This window comes from Ursidibacter maritimus (assembly GCF_009761395.1).
GTDB classification, from domain to species: Bacteria; Pseudomonadota; Gammaproteobacteria; order Enterobacterales; family Pasteurellaceae; genus Ursidibacter; species Ursidibacter maritimus.
The window spans coordinates 36,004-51,341 of the sequence record NZ_LEKN01000023.1; the positions used below are offsets into that span (position 1 = coordinate 36,004).

Sequence of the window (15,338 nt, forward strand, 5' to 3'; positions counted from 1 at the left end):
TTTTAAGACAAAATGGATTTTTTAATTTTACGAGAGAGCAAAAAATGGCAGATGAAAAGAAGAAAAAAGGGTTTTGGTCGTGGTTAGGCTTTGGGAAAAAAGAAGAAACAGAAACAACGCCAGTCACAGAAACTGAACAATCTCAAGAGCCACAGCAAGCAGAGCCTGAAGAAAATGTAGAGTTAGCCAGTTCACAAGCGGTGACTTCGTCTTCTGAATTTGCAAAAGAGAGCGAAGAACCGACCGCTTCTGATCACCTTGAGACTTCTGTACTCACTCAAGGTGTAGAGCATTTAACTGAAAAAGGTGAGCAATTAGCTGAAATAGCCGAAGGTATCGAAGATGTTGTGGATAGAGCCAAAGAACAAGTTGCAGATAAGATTGAGCAAGTTAGCGACACAATCGAGAAATTTGAAGAACAGTTAGCAGAACAAGCCGAAACAGTACTAGAGGTTGCACAAGAAAAGATTGAAGACTTTCAACAACAAGCGAAAACCTGTATTGATGAAGTTAAAGAAACCAATGAAGATAAGGTAACGGAACAACAAACAGAAATTGAGCTTAATGCGGAACAACATACTGAAACTGAAAATATTCCAAGCGAAATAGATCAAACTTCTTCGGATGAAACCAAAATCTCTGAAATTGTAAATGTTTCAGAAGAACAGGCCGCTTCTGATGAGTATCAAGAGAAACCAAGTAGCGAAGGTGGCTTTTTCAGCCGTTTAATTAAAGGATTGATTAAAACAAAAGAGAGCATTGGCTCAGGTTTTCGCAATTTCTTTCGTGGTAAAAAAATTGATGATGAACTCTTTGATGAATTAGAAGAGCAATTGTTAATTGCCGATTTAGGAATGCCGACCACCACAAAAATCATCAACAACCTAACGCAACACGCAAGCAAACAGCAGTTAAGAGATGCGGAATTACTCTATCAACAATTAAAATTAGAACTTGCTGACGTATTAAAACCCGTTGCAAAGCCATTAGAAATTAGTGAGAAAAAGCCTTATGTTATTTTAATGGTTGGGGTAAATGGCGTTGGTAAAACCACAACCATCGGGAAATTAGCACGCAAATTCCAAGCGGAAGGCAAATCGGTCATGTTAGCTGCTGGCGATACTTTCCGAGCGGCTGCGGTGGAACAGCTACAAGTGTGGGGCGAACGTAATCATATTCCAGTTGTCGCACAAGCTACTGGAGCAGACTCAGCATCAGTGATTTTTGATGCAATGCAATCTGCGGCAGCGAAAGGCATTGATGTGTTAATTGCCGATACCGCAGGGCGTTTGCAAAATAAAAATAATTTAATGGACGAGCTGAAAAAAATCGTGCGTGTAATGAAGAAATATGATGAAACTGCACCGCACGAAATTATGCTAACGCTAGATGCAGGCACAGGGCAAAATGCGATTAGCCAAGCTAAGCTGTTTAATGAAGCCGTTGGTTTAACAGGGATTACCATTACTAAACTGGATGGGACAGCAAAAGGTGGGGTGATCTTTGCCATTGCGGATCAGTTTAATATTCCTATTCGTTTTATCGGGGTGGGCGAAAAAATTGATGATTTACGCCCGTTTAATGCCGATGAATTTATTGAAGCCTTATTCTCACACGAGGAAGAAAAATAATGATCAGATTTCATAATGTAAGCAAAGCCTACAAAGGCGGTGGCAGACCTGCTCTACAAGGTATCAGCTTCCATCTGCAACAAGGCGAAATGGCGTATATCACAGGGCATTCAGGTGCAGGAAAAACCACATTGCTTAAACTCATTATGGGAATTGAACGTGCTAATGGCGGACAAGTTATTTTTAACGGACACGATATTACTCGTCTTGCTGAGCACGAATTGCCATTTTTACGCCGTCAAATTGGAATGGTACATCAAAATTATAGTTTACTCACTGATCGTTCCATTCTTGATAATGTAGCATTACCACTGATTATTATGGGCGTTGAACAGTCGATTGTTGAGCGTGAAGCGAGAATGGCACTTGAGCGTGTCGGGTTGCAAAATAAAGCGAATTTCCTACCGCTTCATCTTTCAGGTGGTGAACAACAACGAGTTGATATTGCTCGAGCGATTGTTCATCGTCCGCAGCTACTTCTTGCGGATGAACCAACAGGAAACCTTGATGATAAACTGTCTTTTGAAATTTTCCGTTTATTTGAAGAATTTAATAAAGCGGGTACGACGGTTTTGATTGCGACTCACGATACCAACATTATCGCCCAACGTCCAAAGCCTTGCTTAGTGTTGGAAGAAGGGCATCTAAAAAGCTGATCAAGATAGAATAAAGGAAAAGAACAATGCGACATATTTTTAATCACACCCAAACTCGTTATATCTTACGTTCTATCTGGCACGATCTAATCAAACGTAAATTTGGTATTTTAATGACCGTACTGGTTATTGCAGTATCGCTGACCATTCCAACTGTCAGCTATTTGCTCTGGAAAAACACTAGTCAAGCCGCCAGCCAATTTTACCCAGAACCCGAATTAACCGTTTATTTGCATAAAAACTTAGCTGAGCACGATGTGAATACAGTGGTCGAAAGTATCCGTCAATTTGATATGGAGAAAATTGAGAGTTTAAATTACATCTCTCGTCAGCAAAGTTTAGAAGAATTTCGGACTTGGTCAGGCTTTGGTAGTGCGTTAGATATTCTGGATGATAACCCATTGCCTGCAGTGGTTGTGCTGAAGCCGAAGAAAACATTCACCTCACCTGAAGAAATGCTCACTTTTCGTGATGGATTACAAAAAATCAAAGGCGTGCAAGAAGTCCGCTTAGATAATGGTTGGTTAGAAAAACTGACTGCTTTAACGCAGATGATTGCTCGTGTTGCGGTAACCTGTACCTTACTCATGTTTATCGCAGTATTTTTAGTTATCAGTAATAGCGTGCGTTCAGATGTATCAAATAGCCGCTCGTCAATTACCGTAATGCAATTATTAGGCGCAACAGAACACTTTATTTCTCGTCCATTTATTTATATGGGAATGCTCTATGGTTTATTCGGCAGCTTGTTAGCCATCGTATTTAGTATGCTAACCATCAGCTATTTTACTGGAGTGGTGCGTTATGTTGCGGATATGTTCACCGTTAAATTTGAGCTACATTCTTTTAGCTTTGGTGAAATACTACTTGTCATTGTCAGCACTGTTTTTCTTGGCTGGCTTTCCGCTCAACTTGCCACTAACCGCCACATTCAAAAACTTGGGGCGAAGTATTAGTGTTAATGAATTTAGGGTGGGCTATAGCCTACCCTGATATATCTAATAGCTATTCATCACCTCACCAAATAACCATTTCCTTTATAATTTTTTGAACCTCTTCACACTTTTCATAAAATCTATTTGTTTTTCTAGGTTAAATTGCCTACCCTTTAGTTTATTGTTATCGAAACGTTTCGATGAGTGTTTTCAGCGTGATTTGATCAGGAATAAAATCGATGCTAAAACTATTTTTATCGAAGGTTAAAGGCGGTTTATATGAAAAAAACAACAATCTTAAATGCTCAACTTTCACAAGTGATAGCCACAATGGGACATACCGATGGCTTAACGATTTGTGATGCAGGTTTACCTATTCCCAGTGAGCAACAGTGTGTCGATTTAGCCTTAACGAAAGGTGTACCTGATTTCTTATCCACATTAGAAGTGGTTTTATCTGAATTATTTGTGGAAAAAGTGCTGTTGGCAGAAGAAATTAAGCATCATAATCCACAAATCGAACAACAAGTTCTTTCTATTTTGGGAAAAATAGAAGAAAGCCAGCAGAAAAAGATTAGTGTGGAATATGTTCCCCATTCAGAATTTAAGTATCAAAGTAATCAAGCAAAAGCGGTGGTAAGAACTGGAGAATGCTCACCTTATGCTAATATTATTCTCTATTCTGGCGTACCTTTTTAGGAGAGCTTATGGAAACCTTACTTCACATTAGTGGTGTTGATAAAGCCTTCCCAGGCGTACAAGCCTTAAAAAACGCTTGCTTAAATGTGTATGCAGGTAAAGCAATGGCGTTAATGGGGGAAAATGGGGCAGGCAAATCAACGCTAATGAAAATTCTGACAGGGATTTACCATCGTGATGCCGGTACTATTGAATACCTTGGTCAAAAAGTAACGTTTGCCAACCCCAAAGCATCGCAAGAGGCAGGAATTAGTATTATCCACCAAGAGCTAAATATTTTGGGTAATTTATCCATTGCAGAAAATATTTTCCTTGGGAGAGAATTTGTGAACGCTTGGGGCGGAATTGATTGGCGTAAAATGTATCAAGAATCTGACCGCTTGTTAGCGCGTTTAGGTGTTAGTCATTCCAGTCGTTTACCTGCCAGTGAGTTATCAATAGGCGAACGCCAAATGGTTGAAATTGCGAAAGCGCTAAGTTTTGAATCCAAAGTGATTGTAATGGACGAGCCAACCGATGCACTGACTGATACCGAAACTGAAGCATTATTTGTGGTTATTCGTGAACTCAAAGCAGAAGGGCGTGGCATCGTCTATATTTCACACCGTTTACAAGAAATTTTCCAAATTTGTGATGACGTTACCGTTTTGCGAGATGGGCAGTTTATTGGAGAGCGTTCAGTCGCCGATCTTAGCGAAGATCTGCTGATTGAAATGATGGTTGGGCGAAAATTAGAAGATCAGTATCCACATATTGATGTACCGCAAGGTACGCTTCGTCTGTCGGTTGAGAATTTGACAGGAAGTGGGGTCGATAATGTGAGCTTTAACCTGAAAAGCGGTGAGATTTTGGGTATTTCTGGCTTGATGGGGGCAGGACGTACAGAGTTGATGAAAGTTCTCTACGGGGCATTACCTCGCACTGCGGGTAATATCTATTTAGATGGAAAACCGATTATTAACCGAACCGCACAAGATGGGTTAAAGAATGGCATTGTCTATATTTCAGAAGATCGTAAAGGTGATGGCTTAGTTCTCGGTATGTCGGTGAAAGAAAATATGTCGCTGACGGCATTAGATTATCTTTCCCACTTAGGCAGAATTGATAAAGCCAAAGAGTTAATGACTGTCGTTGATTTTATTGATCTCTTTAATATCAAAACACCAAGCCCCGATAAGATCATTGGTGAATTATCAGGGGGAAATCAGCAGAAAGTGGCGATTGCCAAAGGGTTGATGACACGCCCAAATGTGTTAATTTTAGATGAGCCAACTCGAGGTGTTGATGTTGGTGCCAAAAAAGAGATCTACCAACTCATCAATAAATTTAAAGCAGAAGGACTTAGCATTATCTTGGTTTCTTCGGATATGCCAGAAGTATTAGGAATGTCTGACCGCATTCTTGTAATGAAATCAGGCAAAATCACTGGCGAATTTAGCCGAGAAGACGCTACTCAAGAAAAACTACTCGCCGCTGCCATTGGTAAATCACACTAACAAGCGGTTATTTTTAGCGAGAAATTTACAATGAACAAACCATTTAATTTAAGCAAATTTTTAATTGAACAGCGTTCAATTATCGCCTTATTGGCATTGATTGCTGTCGTTTCTTTCTTAAATCCAAACTTCTTCAGTGCGGATAACTTACTAAATATTCTTCGTCAAACATCTGTTAATGCCATCATTGCGATTGGAATGACCTTTGTGATCTTAATCGCAGGGATTGATTTATCAGTCGGATCTGTGCTGGCATTGACTGGTGCGGTAGCAGCAACACTCATTGGAATGGATTTATCCATTTATCTGGTTATTCCTGCGGTATTGATTTTTGGTGGCTTGATCGGGCTACTTAATGGTTCACTGGTGGCTTTCGGTAAAGTGCAAGCCTTTATGGCAACATTAATCACAATGTTGTTATTGCGTGGGATCACTATGATTTATATGGGGGGGCGTCCAATTAGTACAGGGTTTTCTGATATTGCAGACGCTTTCGCTGAAATTGGTACCGGCGTGATTTTAGGCATTCCTGTGCCTGTGTGGTTAATGTTTATTCTGTTTGCAATCGGTTGGTTTGTGCTAACGCAAACTCGTATCGGACGTTATATTTATGCACTTGGTGGGAATGAATCCGCTACGGCACTCTCTGGCATCAACGTGAATAAAGTAAAACTCTTTGTATTTGCGGTAAGTGGCGTGTTAGCTGCATTGGCGGGCTTAATTGTAACGTCTCGCTTAGGCTCGGCACAACCTACCGCTGGTACAGGTTATGAGTTAGATGCCATTGCTGCGGTTGTCGTAGGTGGTACATCTTTAATGGGCGGTAAAGGTCGCATTATGGGAACACTTATCGGGGCATTGATTATCGGATTTTTAAGTAACGCTTTAAATTTATTAGATATCGACTCTTACTATCAGCTAGTCGCTAAAGCCTTAGTGATTTTAGCTGCGGTTATACTCGATAATTTCATTGGGCGTAAAAAAGTATAGCGATTTAATTCCTACATTAGATCGGCTGCAACTAAGTACAGCTATAAGCGGTCAGATTTAAACAATTTTTTGCAAATGCAAAAGAAGTAACAGGCAGTTAGTGCAGTTTAACTAACGTTGTAATGCCTAACTCACTCTACTTACTCTACATTAGGAGAACATTATGAAAAAATTAACTTCGTTAGCCCTTGCCGTTGGACTTGCTTTCAGTGCATCTGCTATGGCAAAAGACACTATCGCACTTGCTATCTCAACCCTAGATAACCCATTCTTTGTTACCTTAAAAGAAGGTGCGGAGAAAAAAGCCAAAGAACTGGGCTATGAGTTAGTGGTATTAGATTCACAAAACGACCCAGCCAAAGAACTGGCAAATGTAGAAGATGTTACTGTTCGTGGTGCAAAAGTGCTACTGATCAACCCGACAGACTCTGAAGCCGTAGGCAATGCAGTATCTGTGGCAAATAAGAAAAATATTCCTGTAATTACCTTAGATCGTGGTGCAAACAAAGGCACAGTAGTGAGCCATATTGCGTCAGATAACATTGCAGGCGGAAAAATGGCGGGCGATTTTATTGCTGAAAAAGTGGGCAAAAATGCCAAAGTGATCCAACTTGAGGGTATTGCAGGAACATCCGCTGCTCGTGAACGTGGTGAGGGCTTTAAACAAGCTGTTGAAGCTAACCAGTTTGCATTATTAGCAAGCCAACCAGCTGATTTTGATCGTACAAAAGGCTTAAATGTAATGGAAAATTTATTAGCAAGCCACGGTTCTGCAAAAGCTGTTTTTGCTCAAAATGATGAAATGGCATTAGGTGCATTGCGTGCAATTAAAGCGGCAGGTAAAGATATTCTTGTTGTTGGTTTTGATGGTACAGATGATGCCGTAAAAGCCGTTGAAGGTGGCAAATTAGCTGCAACTATCGCTCAACAGCCTGAAAAAATTGGTGAATTAGGCGTGGAAACGGCGGCAAAAGTCCTCAAAGGCGAAAAAGTAGAAGCACAAATTCCAGTACCATTAAAAGTTATCAGTAAATAATCTATACAAGCGGTTGGTTTTCGTAAAATTTTTGCAAAATCATACCGCTTGTTTTTTATCAAGGCGGCAAAAATGAAAAACAAACTTTGTGTACTAGGCAGTATCAATGTCGATCACGTTATTCGAGTACCTTACTTCCCTAAAGCAGGCGAAACTTTAACAGGCTATGATTATCAAATTGCCTTTGGTGGAAAAGGGGCTAATCAAGCTGTTGCTGCTGCTCGTCTCGGTGCTAATGTGCAATTTATTGGGGCAATAGGGCAAGATCAAATCGGTCATACAATGTGTAGTGCCTTTGCCCAAGATGGTATTGATATTACAGCCATTGAGGAAATTCCAAATCAAAGCACGGGTTTGGCAATGATTCAAGTAGCAGATTCGGGCGAAAATAGCATTGTTATTTCTGCGGGAGCGAATGGCGACTTATCTCCTGAATTGGTTGAAAAGCACCAAGCGATTATTGCACAAGCCGATATGTTGTTAATGCAGTTAGAAAGCCCGATCGAAGCGGTGACATTAGCGGCAAAATTAGCAAAACAGGCAAAGACAAAAGTTGTTTTAAACCCTGCCCCCGCACAACCTTTATCACAAAGTTTACTCTCTCTAGTGGATATGATTACCCCAAATGAAACCGAAGCTGAAATTTTGACTGGCGTGAAAGTTGTTGATGAGCAAACTGCCGCACTTGCTGCGGATAAATTTCATCAAGTTGGTATTGAAACTGTACTCATCACGCTCGGTGCAAAAGGGGTTTATGTCAGCGAAAAAGGAAACGGACAAATTATCGCAGGTTTTCGTGTTCAAGCCGTTGATACCACCGCAGCAGGCGATACCTTTAATGGCGGACTTGTTACCGCTTTATTGGAAGGTAAAACTTTAAGTGAATCTATCCGCTTTGCTCACGCTGCTGCCGCAATTTCTGTTACCCGAATGGGGGCTCAAACTGCAATTCCGATGAGAAAAGAAGTGGAAGATTTTTTGGCTTTGTAAAAGTGAGAGATATATCACTGTTTTAAAATAAAAATATAGGTATTCTTCGCAAAATCTAGTGATTTCAAAGGAGATAATCTATGTTTAAACAACTTCAACAAGTCGGAAAGGCTTTTATGCTACCGATTGCAATTTTACCTGCTGCAGGTTTATTGCTTGGGATTGGTGGTGCGTTATCCAACAAGGCAACCGTACAAGCCTATCCTGTATTGGATAACCCAGCATTGCAAGGTATTTTCCAAATTATGTCGGCAGCAGGCAGTGTGGTTTTTGCTAACTTAGCTTTACTGCTCTGTATTGGCTTAGGTATTGGGCTTGCGAAGCGAGATAAAGGCGTTGCTGCTTTAGCCGCAGTTGTTGGTTATTTAATTATGACAGGTACTATCGCAGCGTTAATTCCTATTTTTTCCCCTGAAACCAAAGGAATTGATACAGGCGTTATCGGCTCTTTAGTAATGGGGCTAATTACAGTTAAGCTACATAATAAATACCACAATATTCAGTTACCACAGATTTTAGGGTTCTTTGGTGGATCTCGCTTTGTACCGATTGTTACTGCCTTTGCGGCGATTTTTGTGGGGGTGGTATTCTTTTTAATTTGGCCAACCTTCCAAAACTGGCTAGTTTCCGCAGGTAAAGGCATTGCATCAATGGGCGAAATAGGCACATTCTTCTATGGTTTCCTAATGCGTTTAAGTGGTGCAGTTGGCTTACACCATATGATTTACCCACTATTTTGGTACACTGAATTAGGTGGAACAGAAGTCGTAAACGGTGAAACCATTATTGGTGCACAAAAGATCTTCTTTGCTCAATTAGCCGATCCTAATCATCAAGGGCTATTTACTGAAGGAACTCGTTTCTTTGCAGGTCGTTTTGATACGATGATGTTTGGCTTACCCGCTGCTTGTTTAGCGATGTATCACGCCGTACCTAAAGCTCGCCGTAAATTGATTGGTGGATTATTCTTAGGAGCCGCACTCACGTCATTTATTACAGGAATTACAGAACCTATTGAGTTTATGTTCTTATTCGTGGCTCCTTGGTTATATGTATTCCACGCATTTTTAGACGGAGTATCTTTCTATATTGCAGATTTCCTAAATGTATCTATCGGAAATACCTTCTCTGGTGGTTTTATTGACTTCCTATTGTTTGGCATTTTACAAGGTAACGAAAATACTCACTGGATTCGTGTCGTCTTAGTTGGCTTACCTTGGGCTGCCTTGTATTACTTCTCTTTCCTATTCTTAATTCGTAAGTTCAATGTAATGACCCCAGGAAGAGCAGAAGACCAAGAAGAAGTTGTAGAACAACAAACCACTTCCTTAACTGAAAATGCACATCATATTATTGAAGCATTAGGTACAGCGAGCAATATTGAAAATGTCGATGCTTGCATTACTCGTTTACGTGTTGCTGTTAAAGATGTAAAAGCGGTAAATAAGACTCGCTTAAAAGCTTTAGGTGCGATAGATGTACTTGAAGTAGGCGGTGGTGTACAGGCTGTCTTTGGTGCAAAAGCCGTTTTATATAAAAGTGAAGTTAATCAGATTTTAGGAAAAGAAGATTAAAATCACATGAAACAACTACCTAGGGCGAATATTTAATTCGCCCTAAGTTCAGTGACCACCCCTCCAGAGCTCGCGGAAAATCTTAACTATGTAATGCCAACCTTTACATCACAGAGAACGACAATATTAAAGGTGGGGGGACACCCCGTAGTCGAACAAGTGTTGAAAACACCGTTCATTTCTAACCCTGTTTATTTTAATGCTCAACGCCACTTATTGATTGTGACAGCGCTGAGTGTGGGCGGGAAAATACGATGGTTTATCACTTTAATGACACCATCGCTTTTATGCACAGTGTGCAAGAAGGTGCAGCAAGTAAGAGTTACGGCTTGGCTGTGGCTGCCTTAGCAAGTGTGCCAAAACAGGTGATTTAATTAGCGAAGCAAAAATTGGCTCAACTGGAACAGTTTTCACAACAAACAGCCGAACTTAACGACAGCCCACAACAAGATTGGTTATTTGGTGCTAATTTGCAAAATTCAGCGGAAATCTTACCGCTTGTAGAGCTTTCAAAAGTTGAACTTGCTTTACAAGAGATTGACCCAAATGAGCTTACACCCAAACAAGCGTTGGAATGGTTATATAAGTTGAAGGGATTGGTTAGGTTTAACAATATTATGTGGTGTAATGGACACGCTATGTGTCCAAATACAATAATCGCATTATCAATAAACTAGGATTTTACGCCAGTAATTCTGCACCACTCTTCTTTTTCTTCAACAGGGTCAAGATTAAAGGCTTGTTGATAGGCTTCACAAACAGATTCTGCTTGTGTCGCTAAAATACCTGATAAGCCTAAGTCGCCTTGCGGTTTCACTAAGGTAATAATTTGTGGCGCGAGTTCTTTGAGTGGGCCTGCGAGAATGTTTGCCACAACCACATCAGCAAGCAAATCTTTTGGCTGATCTTTTGCAAGAAAGAGTTGTAATCTATCCACTACACCATTCGCCTCTGCATTGTTACGGCTAGCTAAAATAGCTTGTGGGTCAATATCAATACCAATTGCTTGTTTTGCACCTAATTTAAGTGCGGCAATCGCTAAAATGCCAGAACCACAACCAAAATCAATGACTGTTTTCCCTTGTAAATCAAGGCTATCTAACCAAGCTAAACAGAGAGCTGTGGTCGGGTGAGTCCCTGTACCAAACGCAAGCCCTGGATCGAGCATCACATTAACTGCGGTTGGATCGGGAATTTCACGCCAACTTGGACAGATCCATAAGCGTTTGCCAAATTGCATCGGGTGGAAGTTATCCATCCACTCTCTTTCCCAATCCTTATCTTCAATTTGTTCAATTTTATGTGCAAAATCTGCCGAGACCAGTTGGCTAGTGATCAACGCATCTACGATAAGTTGCATATCCGTTTCAGCATCAAACAACGCCACCACATCTGTGTTGCCCCACAAGCGAGTTTCGCCAGGAAGTGGCTCAAAAATAGGGGTATCTTGGCTATCCATAAAGGTAACCGATACTGCCCCGATTTCTTCTAAAAAGTCGCTGATCTGTTCAGCTTGTTTATCTGTACTATTTAAACGAATTTGTACCCACGCCATTTTAGTTCCTTTTTATATTCATAATAAGCGGTCAGTTTTGTCAGAAAATTGACGTCTTAGCCTCGTCCACCAACGGTGATTTTATCTAATTTTACCGTAGGTTGTCCGACTCCGACAGGCACGCTTTGCCCTTCTTTACCACAAGTGCCGATACCTAGGTCAAGCTCCATTTTTTTACCCACCATTGAGACTTGTTGCATTGCTTCAATACCACTCCCAATCAATGTTGCACCTGTAACAGGCTTGGTAATTTTCCCTTTCTCAATTAGATAAGCTTCTGCGGTAGAAAACACAAATTTACCCGATGTAATATCAACTTGCCCACCGCTAAAGTGTGGCGCATAAAGTCCAAATTCCACCGATTCAATCATCTCATCAAATTCGTGTTCGCCTTCGGTCATATAGGTGTTTGTCATTCTTGGCATTGGTAAGTGTGCATAAGACTCTCGGCGACCATTTCCCGTTGGTGCAACGCCCATTAAACGTGCATTAAGTTTATCTTGCATATAGCCTTTTAAAATACCGTTTTCAATTAACACATTACGTTGTGAAGGCACACCTTCATCATCAACGGTAATTGAACCTCGCATATTGGCAACTGTGCCATCATCAACAATCGTACAGAACGGAGAAGTGACTAACTCGCCAATTTTGCCAGTGAATAAGGAAGATTCTTTGCGGTTAAAATCGCCTTCTAAACCATGCCCAACCGCCTCGTGTAATAAAATCCCCGGCCAACCAGCCCCAAGTACAATCGGCATAGTTCCTGCTGGAGCAGCTATTGCCCCTAAATTGATAATGCCTTGTCTAACGGCCTCTTTTGCGAAATAAACCGCTCTACTATCGCCTGTGTGATGTGGCTCAAAGAACCAGTCTAAACCAAAACGCCCACCAGCACCTGCTCCACCACGTTCCCGTTTTCCATTTTGTTCGACTAAAACAGAAATAGATAAGCGAACAAGTGGGCGGATATCTGCTGCTAAAGTGCCATCTGTTGCAGCAACAAGCATTTCTTCGTAAACGGCAGATAAACTCGCATTCACTTGAATCACTCGAGGATCTTCTGCACGAGCGACTTTATCCACCAAATGTAATAGCTCGACTTTCTGTTCTCGGCTGAGTGTATCTAGCGGGTTGATTGATGCATAACGCTTAATGGCTTGTGTTTCTTTGAAAGGAGAAATCAATAACGAACCGCTTTCCTGAGTGATACTACGAGCCGCCATTGCACATTGCTCAAGCTGTGGACGTGAAATCTGATCCGCATAGGCGAAACCCGTTTTCTCACCCGAAACTGCTCGCACACCAACGCCTCGGTCGATATAAAATCCGCCTTCTTTGATAATGCTATCTTCCAAAGACCAGCTTTCGTCTTGGCTAAATTGAAAATAGAGATCGGCATAATCAATATGACGAGTGGAAAAATGATCTAACACCTGAGTGAGATCAGATAATTGTAGCCCACTAGGCAGTAGCAGACTTTGTGAAACTTGGTTTAACATTAAAATTCCTGAAAATAAAAAGGCTCAAAATGAGCCATTAACAAGCGGTGGGATTGTAGCGGATTTTTGCAAAAAAAACTAACAAACCAACCGCTTGAACCTATTTTCAAATTATAGGGATTTTAGTTTTTCTTGCTGTTCGATTAAATCAACGAATTTATTGATATAGCCTTGTAAAAACTCGATCGTAGAAGGAACGTTGATTTGACCTTGTTCATCAAATAAACTTGGTGAATTACCTAAAAATACTTCTGGCTGACCAACGATTGGCATATCGAAATAAGAAAGTGCTAAACGTAAGTTTTTAGTTGCACTGTATCCGCCCATTTTTCCAACAGAATGGCTGATAATAGCGGCTGGTTTGTTTTTCCAAGCGACATCTGCATTCGGTTTTGAGCCGATATCAACCGCATTTTTTAAGCACGCAGGGATAGTGCGGTTGTTTTCTGAAGTTACGAATAAAATACCATCAGATTGTTTTAGCGTTTCACGAAATTGTGTGTAGCTTTCCGGTAAAGTTACACTTGTTTCATTTGGGTCATCGTAGTCAAAATTGTACAGCGGTAAGTGTCCGATTTCGACAATCTCAGCTTGATAGCCAGCTGGAAACATTGTCAGTACATTTGATGCAACTTTTCTTGCATAAGAACCTTTACGTAGGCTACCAACTAAGATACTAATTTTTTTCATTATTTATTCTCCAAAAAATGTCATGTTCTTACTGAACAGTACGAGATTGATACTAGGCACTTAATTAAAAAATCATTATTAATTAAATGTAGGCTTATACTAATCTAAAAAGCGTTTTATTTAAACAATAAGCAAGGAAAAATATCAATTTTTCCTTGCTAGGATCATTTGGCTAATTTATCAAGCAATTTTTGGTGAATACCACCAAAAGCACCGTTGCTCATCACTAAAATATGGTCTGTTGGTTTAGCGTATTTTACAATTTCATCGACTAAATGATCCAAATCAGGCGAATGGTAAGCTGGCTGAGTTAATGCCTCAGTGATGATACTCACTTGCCAAGGAATCGTGTCTGGCTGATAAACAAAGACACTATCTGCATTCTGTAATGATGGAGCGATGTCATCTTTATGTACCCCCATTTTCATTGTGTTTGAACGAGGTTCTAGAACGGCCAGAATACGTTCAGTTCCCACTTTACTACGCAAAGCGTTGATGGTTGCATTGATAGCGGTTGGGTGGTGAGCAAAATCATCATAAACAGTTATGTCATTCACTTTGCCTTTGACTTCTAAACGGCGATTGGCATTGATAAAGGAACTCAATGCTTGGCAAGCTGTTTCAATGGCGACACCTGCGTGATGTGCAGCTGCGATTGCCATTAAACCATTGTGCATATTATGTTCGCCTAAAATTGCCCATTGTACTTCACCTGCTTTTTGCCCTTGATGGTACACACTAAAGTGAGAGCAATCTTTGCTAATCGCTTCAGCGTACCACTCATTCTCTTTACCAATAAATTGCAAGGCGCTGTAATGTCCCATTGCTAAGGTTTGTTGTACGTTATCATCGGCTTTCGCGGATAAAATGCAACCATTTTGTGGTATTGCTCGCACAAGGTGGTGGAATTGACGTTGAATGGCTTTTAAGTCATCAAAAATGTCGGCGTGATCGAAGTCAATATTATTGATAATTAAGGTTTTTGGATTGTAATGTACAAACTTAGAACGTTTATCAAAGAAGGCAGAATCGTATTCATCGGCTTCAATTACAAAATAACGGCTGCTACCTGCACGAGCAGAAATACCAAAATTGCCTGCTACGCCCCCAATTAAAAAACCTGTATCAATACCTGCTTGGTCTAAAATCCATGCTAACATTCCTGTGGTTGTGGTTTTACCATGAGTGCCTGATACGGCTAATACCCAACGATCTTTAAGTAGATGATCGTGTAGCCATTGTGGGCCAGAGGTGAAATTTAATTGATTGTTTAAGACATATTCGACACAGGGATTACCACGGCTCATTGCATTGCCAATAATCACCATATCAGGAGCAGGATCTAACTGAGCAATGTCATAATTCGGGATAATTTCAATACCACTTTTTTCTAAAAAAGTACTCATCGGTGGATATACATTCGTATCCGACCCCGTTACTTTGTAGCCTAATTCACGGGCGATAATCGCAACGCCCCCCATAAATGTGCCACAAATCCCTAAAATATGTATGTGTTCTTGTTTCATTGGATTCCTTAATACGAAAAAGTGTGATTGAGCTCACAAAACAAGACTTTGTTTCCAA

The 15,338-nt window shown here is 40.6% G+C and carries 14 protein-coding genes and 1 pseudogene; 11 read left to right on the forward strand and 4 right to left on the reverse strand.

Translation table 11 applies throughout. The features are described from left to right. Positions 1-44 precede the first annotated feature (44 nt). From ftsY to A1D26_RS09785, 11 genes and pseudogenes are all read left to right on the forward strand, one after another. Positions 45-1,631 (forward strand): signal recognition particle-docking protein FtsY, encoded by a 1,587-nt coding sequence (gene ftsY, locus A1D26_RS05520; RefSeq protein WP_157403077.1) that lies wholly within the window; start codon positions 45-47, stop codon positions 1,629-1,631. Then, complete coding sequence (gene ftsE / locus A1D26_RS05525; RefSeq protein ID WP_157403078.1) at positions 1,631-2,287, forward strand: cell division ATP-binding protein FtsE; 657 nt, start codon at positions 1,631-1,633, stop codon at positions 2,285-2,287. The genes ftsY and ftsE overlap by 1 nt, the downstream gene beginning before the upstream one ends. Before the next feature lie 26 nt (positions 2,288-2,313). Beyond that, positions 2,314-3,243, forward strand: coding sequence for a permease-like cell division protein FtsX (ftsX, locus tag A1D26_RS05530; protein WP_157403079.1), 930 nt, complete (start codon positions 2,314-2,316; stop codon positions 3,241-3,243). A gap of 258 nt (positions 3,244-3,501) precedes the next feature. Then, complete coding sequence (gene rbsD, locus A1D26_RS05535; protein ID WP_157403080.1) at positions 3,502-3,921, forward strand: D-ribose pyranase; 420 nt, start codon at positions 3,502-3,504, stop codon at positions 3,919-3,921. Positions 3,922-3,929: 8 nt separating this feature from the next. Further along, a complete protein-coding gene (rbsA, locus tag A1D26_RS05540) occupies positions 3,930-5,417 on the forward strand; it encodes a ribose ABC transporter ATP-binding protein RbsA (RefSeq protein ID WP_157403081.1) in 1,488 nt (495 codons plus the stop codon). A gap of 30 nt (positions 5,418-5,447) precedes the next feature. After that, complete coding sequence (gene rbsC, locus A1D26_RS05545) at positions 5,448-6,407, forward strand: ribose ABC transporter permease (RefSeq protein WP_157403082.1); 960 nt, start codon at positions 5,448-5,450, stop codon at positions 6,405-6,407. 163 nt (positions 6,408-6,570) lie between these two features. Next, on the forward strand, positions 6,571-7,443 hold the full coding sequence (gene rbsB / locus A1D26_RS05550; protein WP_157395680.1) for a ribose ABC transporter substrate-binding protein RbsB: 873 nt from the start codon (positions 6,571-6,573) through the stop codon (positions 7,441-7,443). A 72-nt stretch (positions 7,444-7,515) separates the two neighbouring features. Continuing rightward, positions 7,516-8,433 carry a ribokinase gene (rbsK, locus tag A1D26_RS05555; protein ID WP_157403083.1) on the forward strand — a complete coding sequence of 306 codons (918 nt, stop codon included), beginning with the start codon at positions 7,516-7,518 and terminating at the stop codon, positions 8,431-8,433. Between the two features lie 80 nt (positions 8,434-8,513). Then, positions 8,514-10,007, forward strand: a complete 1,494-nt coding sequence (locus tag A1D26_RS05560) for a PTS transporter subunit EIIC (RefSeq protein ID WP_157403084.1) — start codon at positions 8,514-8,516, stop codon at positions 10,005-10,007. 269 nt (positions 10,008-10,276) lie between these two features. Further along, positions 10,277-10,378 (forward strand): annotated as a pseudogene (locus A1D26_RS09780) (MutS-related protein); the annotation flags it as partial. An 18-nt stretch (positions 10,379-10,396) separates the two neighbouring features. After that, entirely contained in the window at positions 10,397-10,684 is a 288-nt protein-coding gene (locus tag A1D26_RS09785) for a hypothetical protein (protein ID WP_438873982.1), read from the forward strand. On the opposite strand, the gene prmA is transcribed toward A1D26_RS09785, so the two are convergent. The 4 genes from prmA to mpl form a co-directional block, all read right to left on the reverse strand. After that, positions 10,681-11,562, reverse strand: a complete 882-nt coding sequence (gene prmA / locus A1D26_RS05570; RefSeq protein WP_157403085.1) for a 50S ribosomal protein L11 methyltransferase — start codon at positions 11,560-11,562, stop codon at positions 10,681-10,683. The two genes, A1D26_RS09785 and prmA, sit on opposite strands and share 4 nt — an antisense overlap. A gap of 56 nt (positions 11,563-11,618) precedes the next feature. Beyond that, complete coding sequence (tldD, locus tag A1D26_RS05575; RefSeq protein WP_157403086.1) at positions 11,619-13,064, reverse strand: metalloprotease TldD; 1,446 nt, start codon at positions 13,062-13,064, stop codon at positions 11,619-11,621. 111 nt (positions 13,065-13,175) lie between these two features. Further along, a complete protein-coding gene (locus A1D26_RS05580; RefSeq protein WP_157403087.1) occupies positions 13,176-13,754 on the reverse strand; it encodes an NADPH-dependent FMN reductase in 579 nt (192 codons plus the stop codon). A gap of 164 nt (positions 13,755-13,918) precedes the next feature. Further along, a complete protein-coding gene (gene mpl / locus A1D26_RS05585) occupies positions 13,919-15,280 on the reverse strand; it encodes a UDP-N-acetylmuramate:L-alanyl-gamma-D-glutamyl-meso-diaminopimelate ligase (RefSeq protein ID WP_157403088.1) in 1,362 nt (453 codons plus the stop codon). Positions 15,281-15,338: the final 58 nt, after the last annotated feature.

Bases quoted from the DNA above. Each gene is read 5' to 3' on its own strand.
- rbsK (WP_157403083.1), top strand. From the start codon at position 7,516: ATGAAAAACAAACTTTGTGTACTAGGCAGTATCAATGTCGATCACGTT.
- rbsC (WP_157403082.1), top strand. From the start codon at position 5,448: ATGAACAAACCATTTAATTTAAGCAAATTTTTAATTGAACAGCGTTCA.
- ftsX (WP_157403079.1), top strand. From the start codon at position 2,314: ATGCGACATATTTTTAATCACACCCAAACTCGTTATATCTTACGTTCT.
- A1D26_RS05560 (WP_157403084.1), top strand. From the start codon at position 8,514: ATGTTTAAACAACTTCAACAAGTCGGAAAGGCTTTTATGCTACCGATT.
- ftsE (WP_157403078.1), top strand. From the start codon at position 1,631: ATGATCAGATTTCATAATGTAAGCAAAGCCTACAAAGGCGGTGGCAGA.
- mpl (WP_157403088.1), bottom strand. From the start codon at position 15,280: ATGAAACAAGAACACATACATATTTTAGGGATTTGTGGCACATTTATG.
- rbsA (WP_157403081.1), top strand. From the start codon at position 3,930: ATGGAAACCTTACTTCACATTAGTGGTGTTGATAAAGCCTTCCCAGGC.
- tldD (WP_157403086.1), bottom strand. From the start codon at position 13,064: ATGTTAAACCAAGTTTCACAAAGTCTGCTACTGCCTAGTGGGCTACAA.
- A1D26_RS05580 (WP_157403087.1), bottom strand. From the start codon at position 13,754: ATGAAAAAAATTAGTATCTTAGTTGGTAGCCTACGTAAAGGTTCTTAT.
- ftsY (WP_157403077.1), top strand. From the start codon at position 45: ATGGCAGATGAAAAGAAGAAAAAAGGGTTTTGGTCGTGGTTAGGCTTT.
- prmA (WP_157403085.1), bottom strand. From the start codon at position 11,562: ATGGCGTGGGTACAAATTCGTTTAAATAGTACAGATAAACAAGCTGAA.
- rbsB (WP_157395680.1), top strand. From the start codon at position 6,571: ATGAAAAAATTAACTTCGTTAGCCCTTGCCGTTGGACTTGCTTTCAGT.
- rbsD (WP_157403080.1), top strand. From the start codon at position 3,502: ATGAAAAAAACAACAATCTTAAATGCTCAACTTTCACAAGTGATAGCC.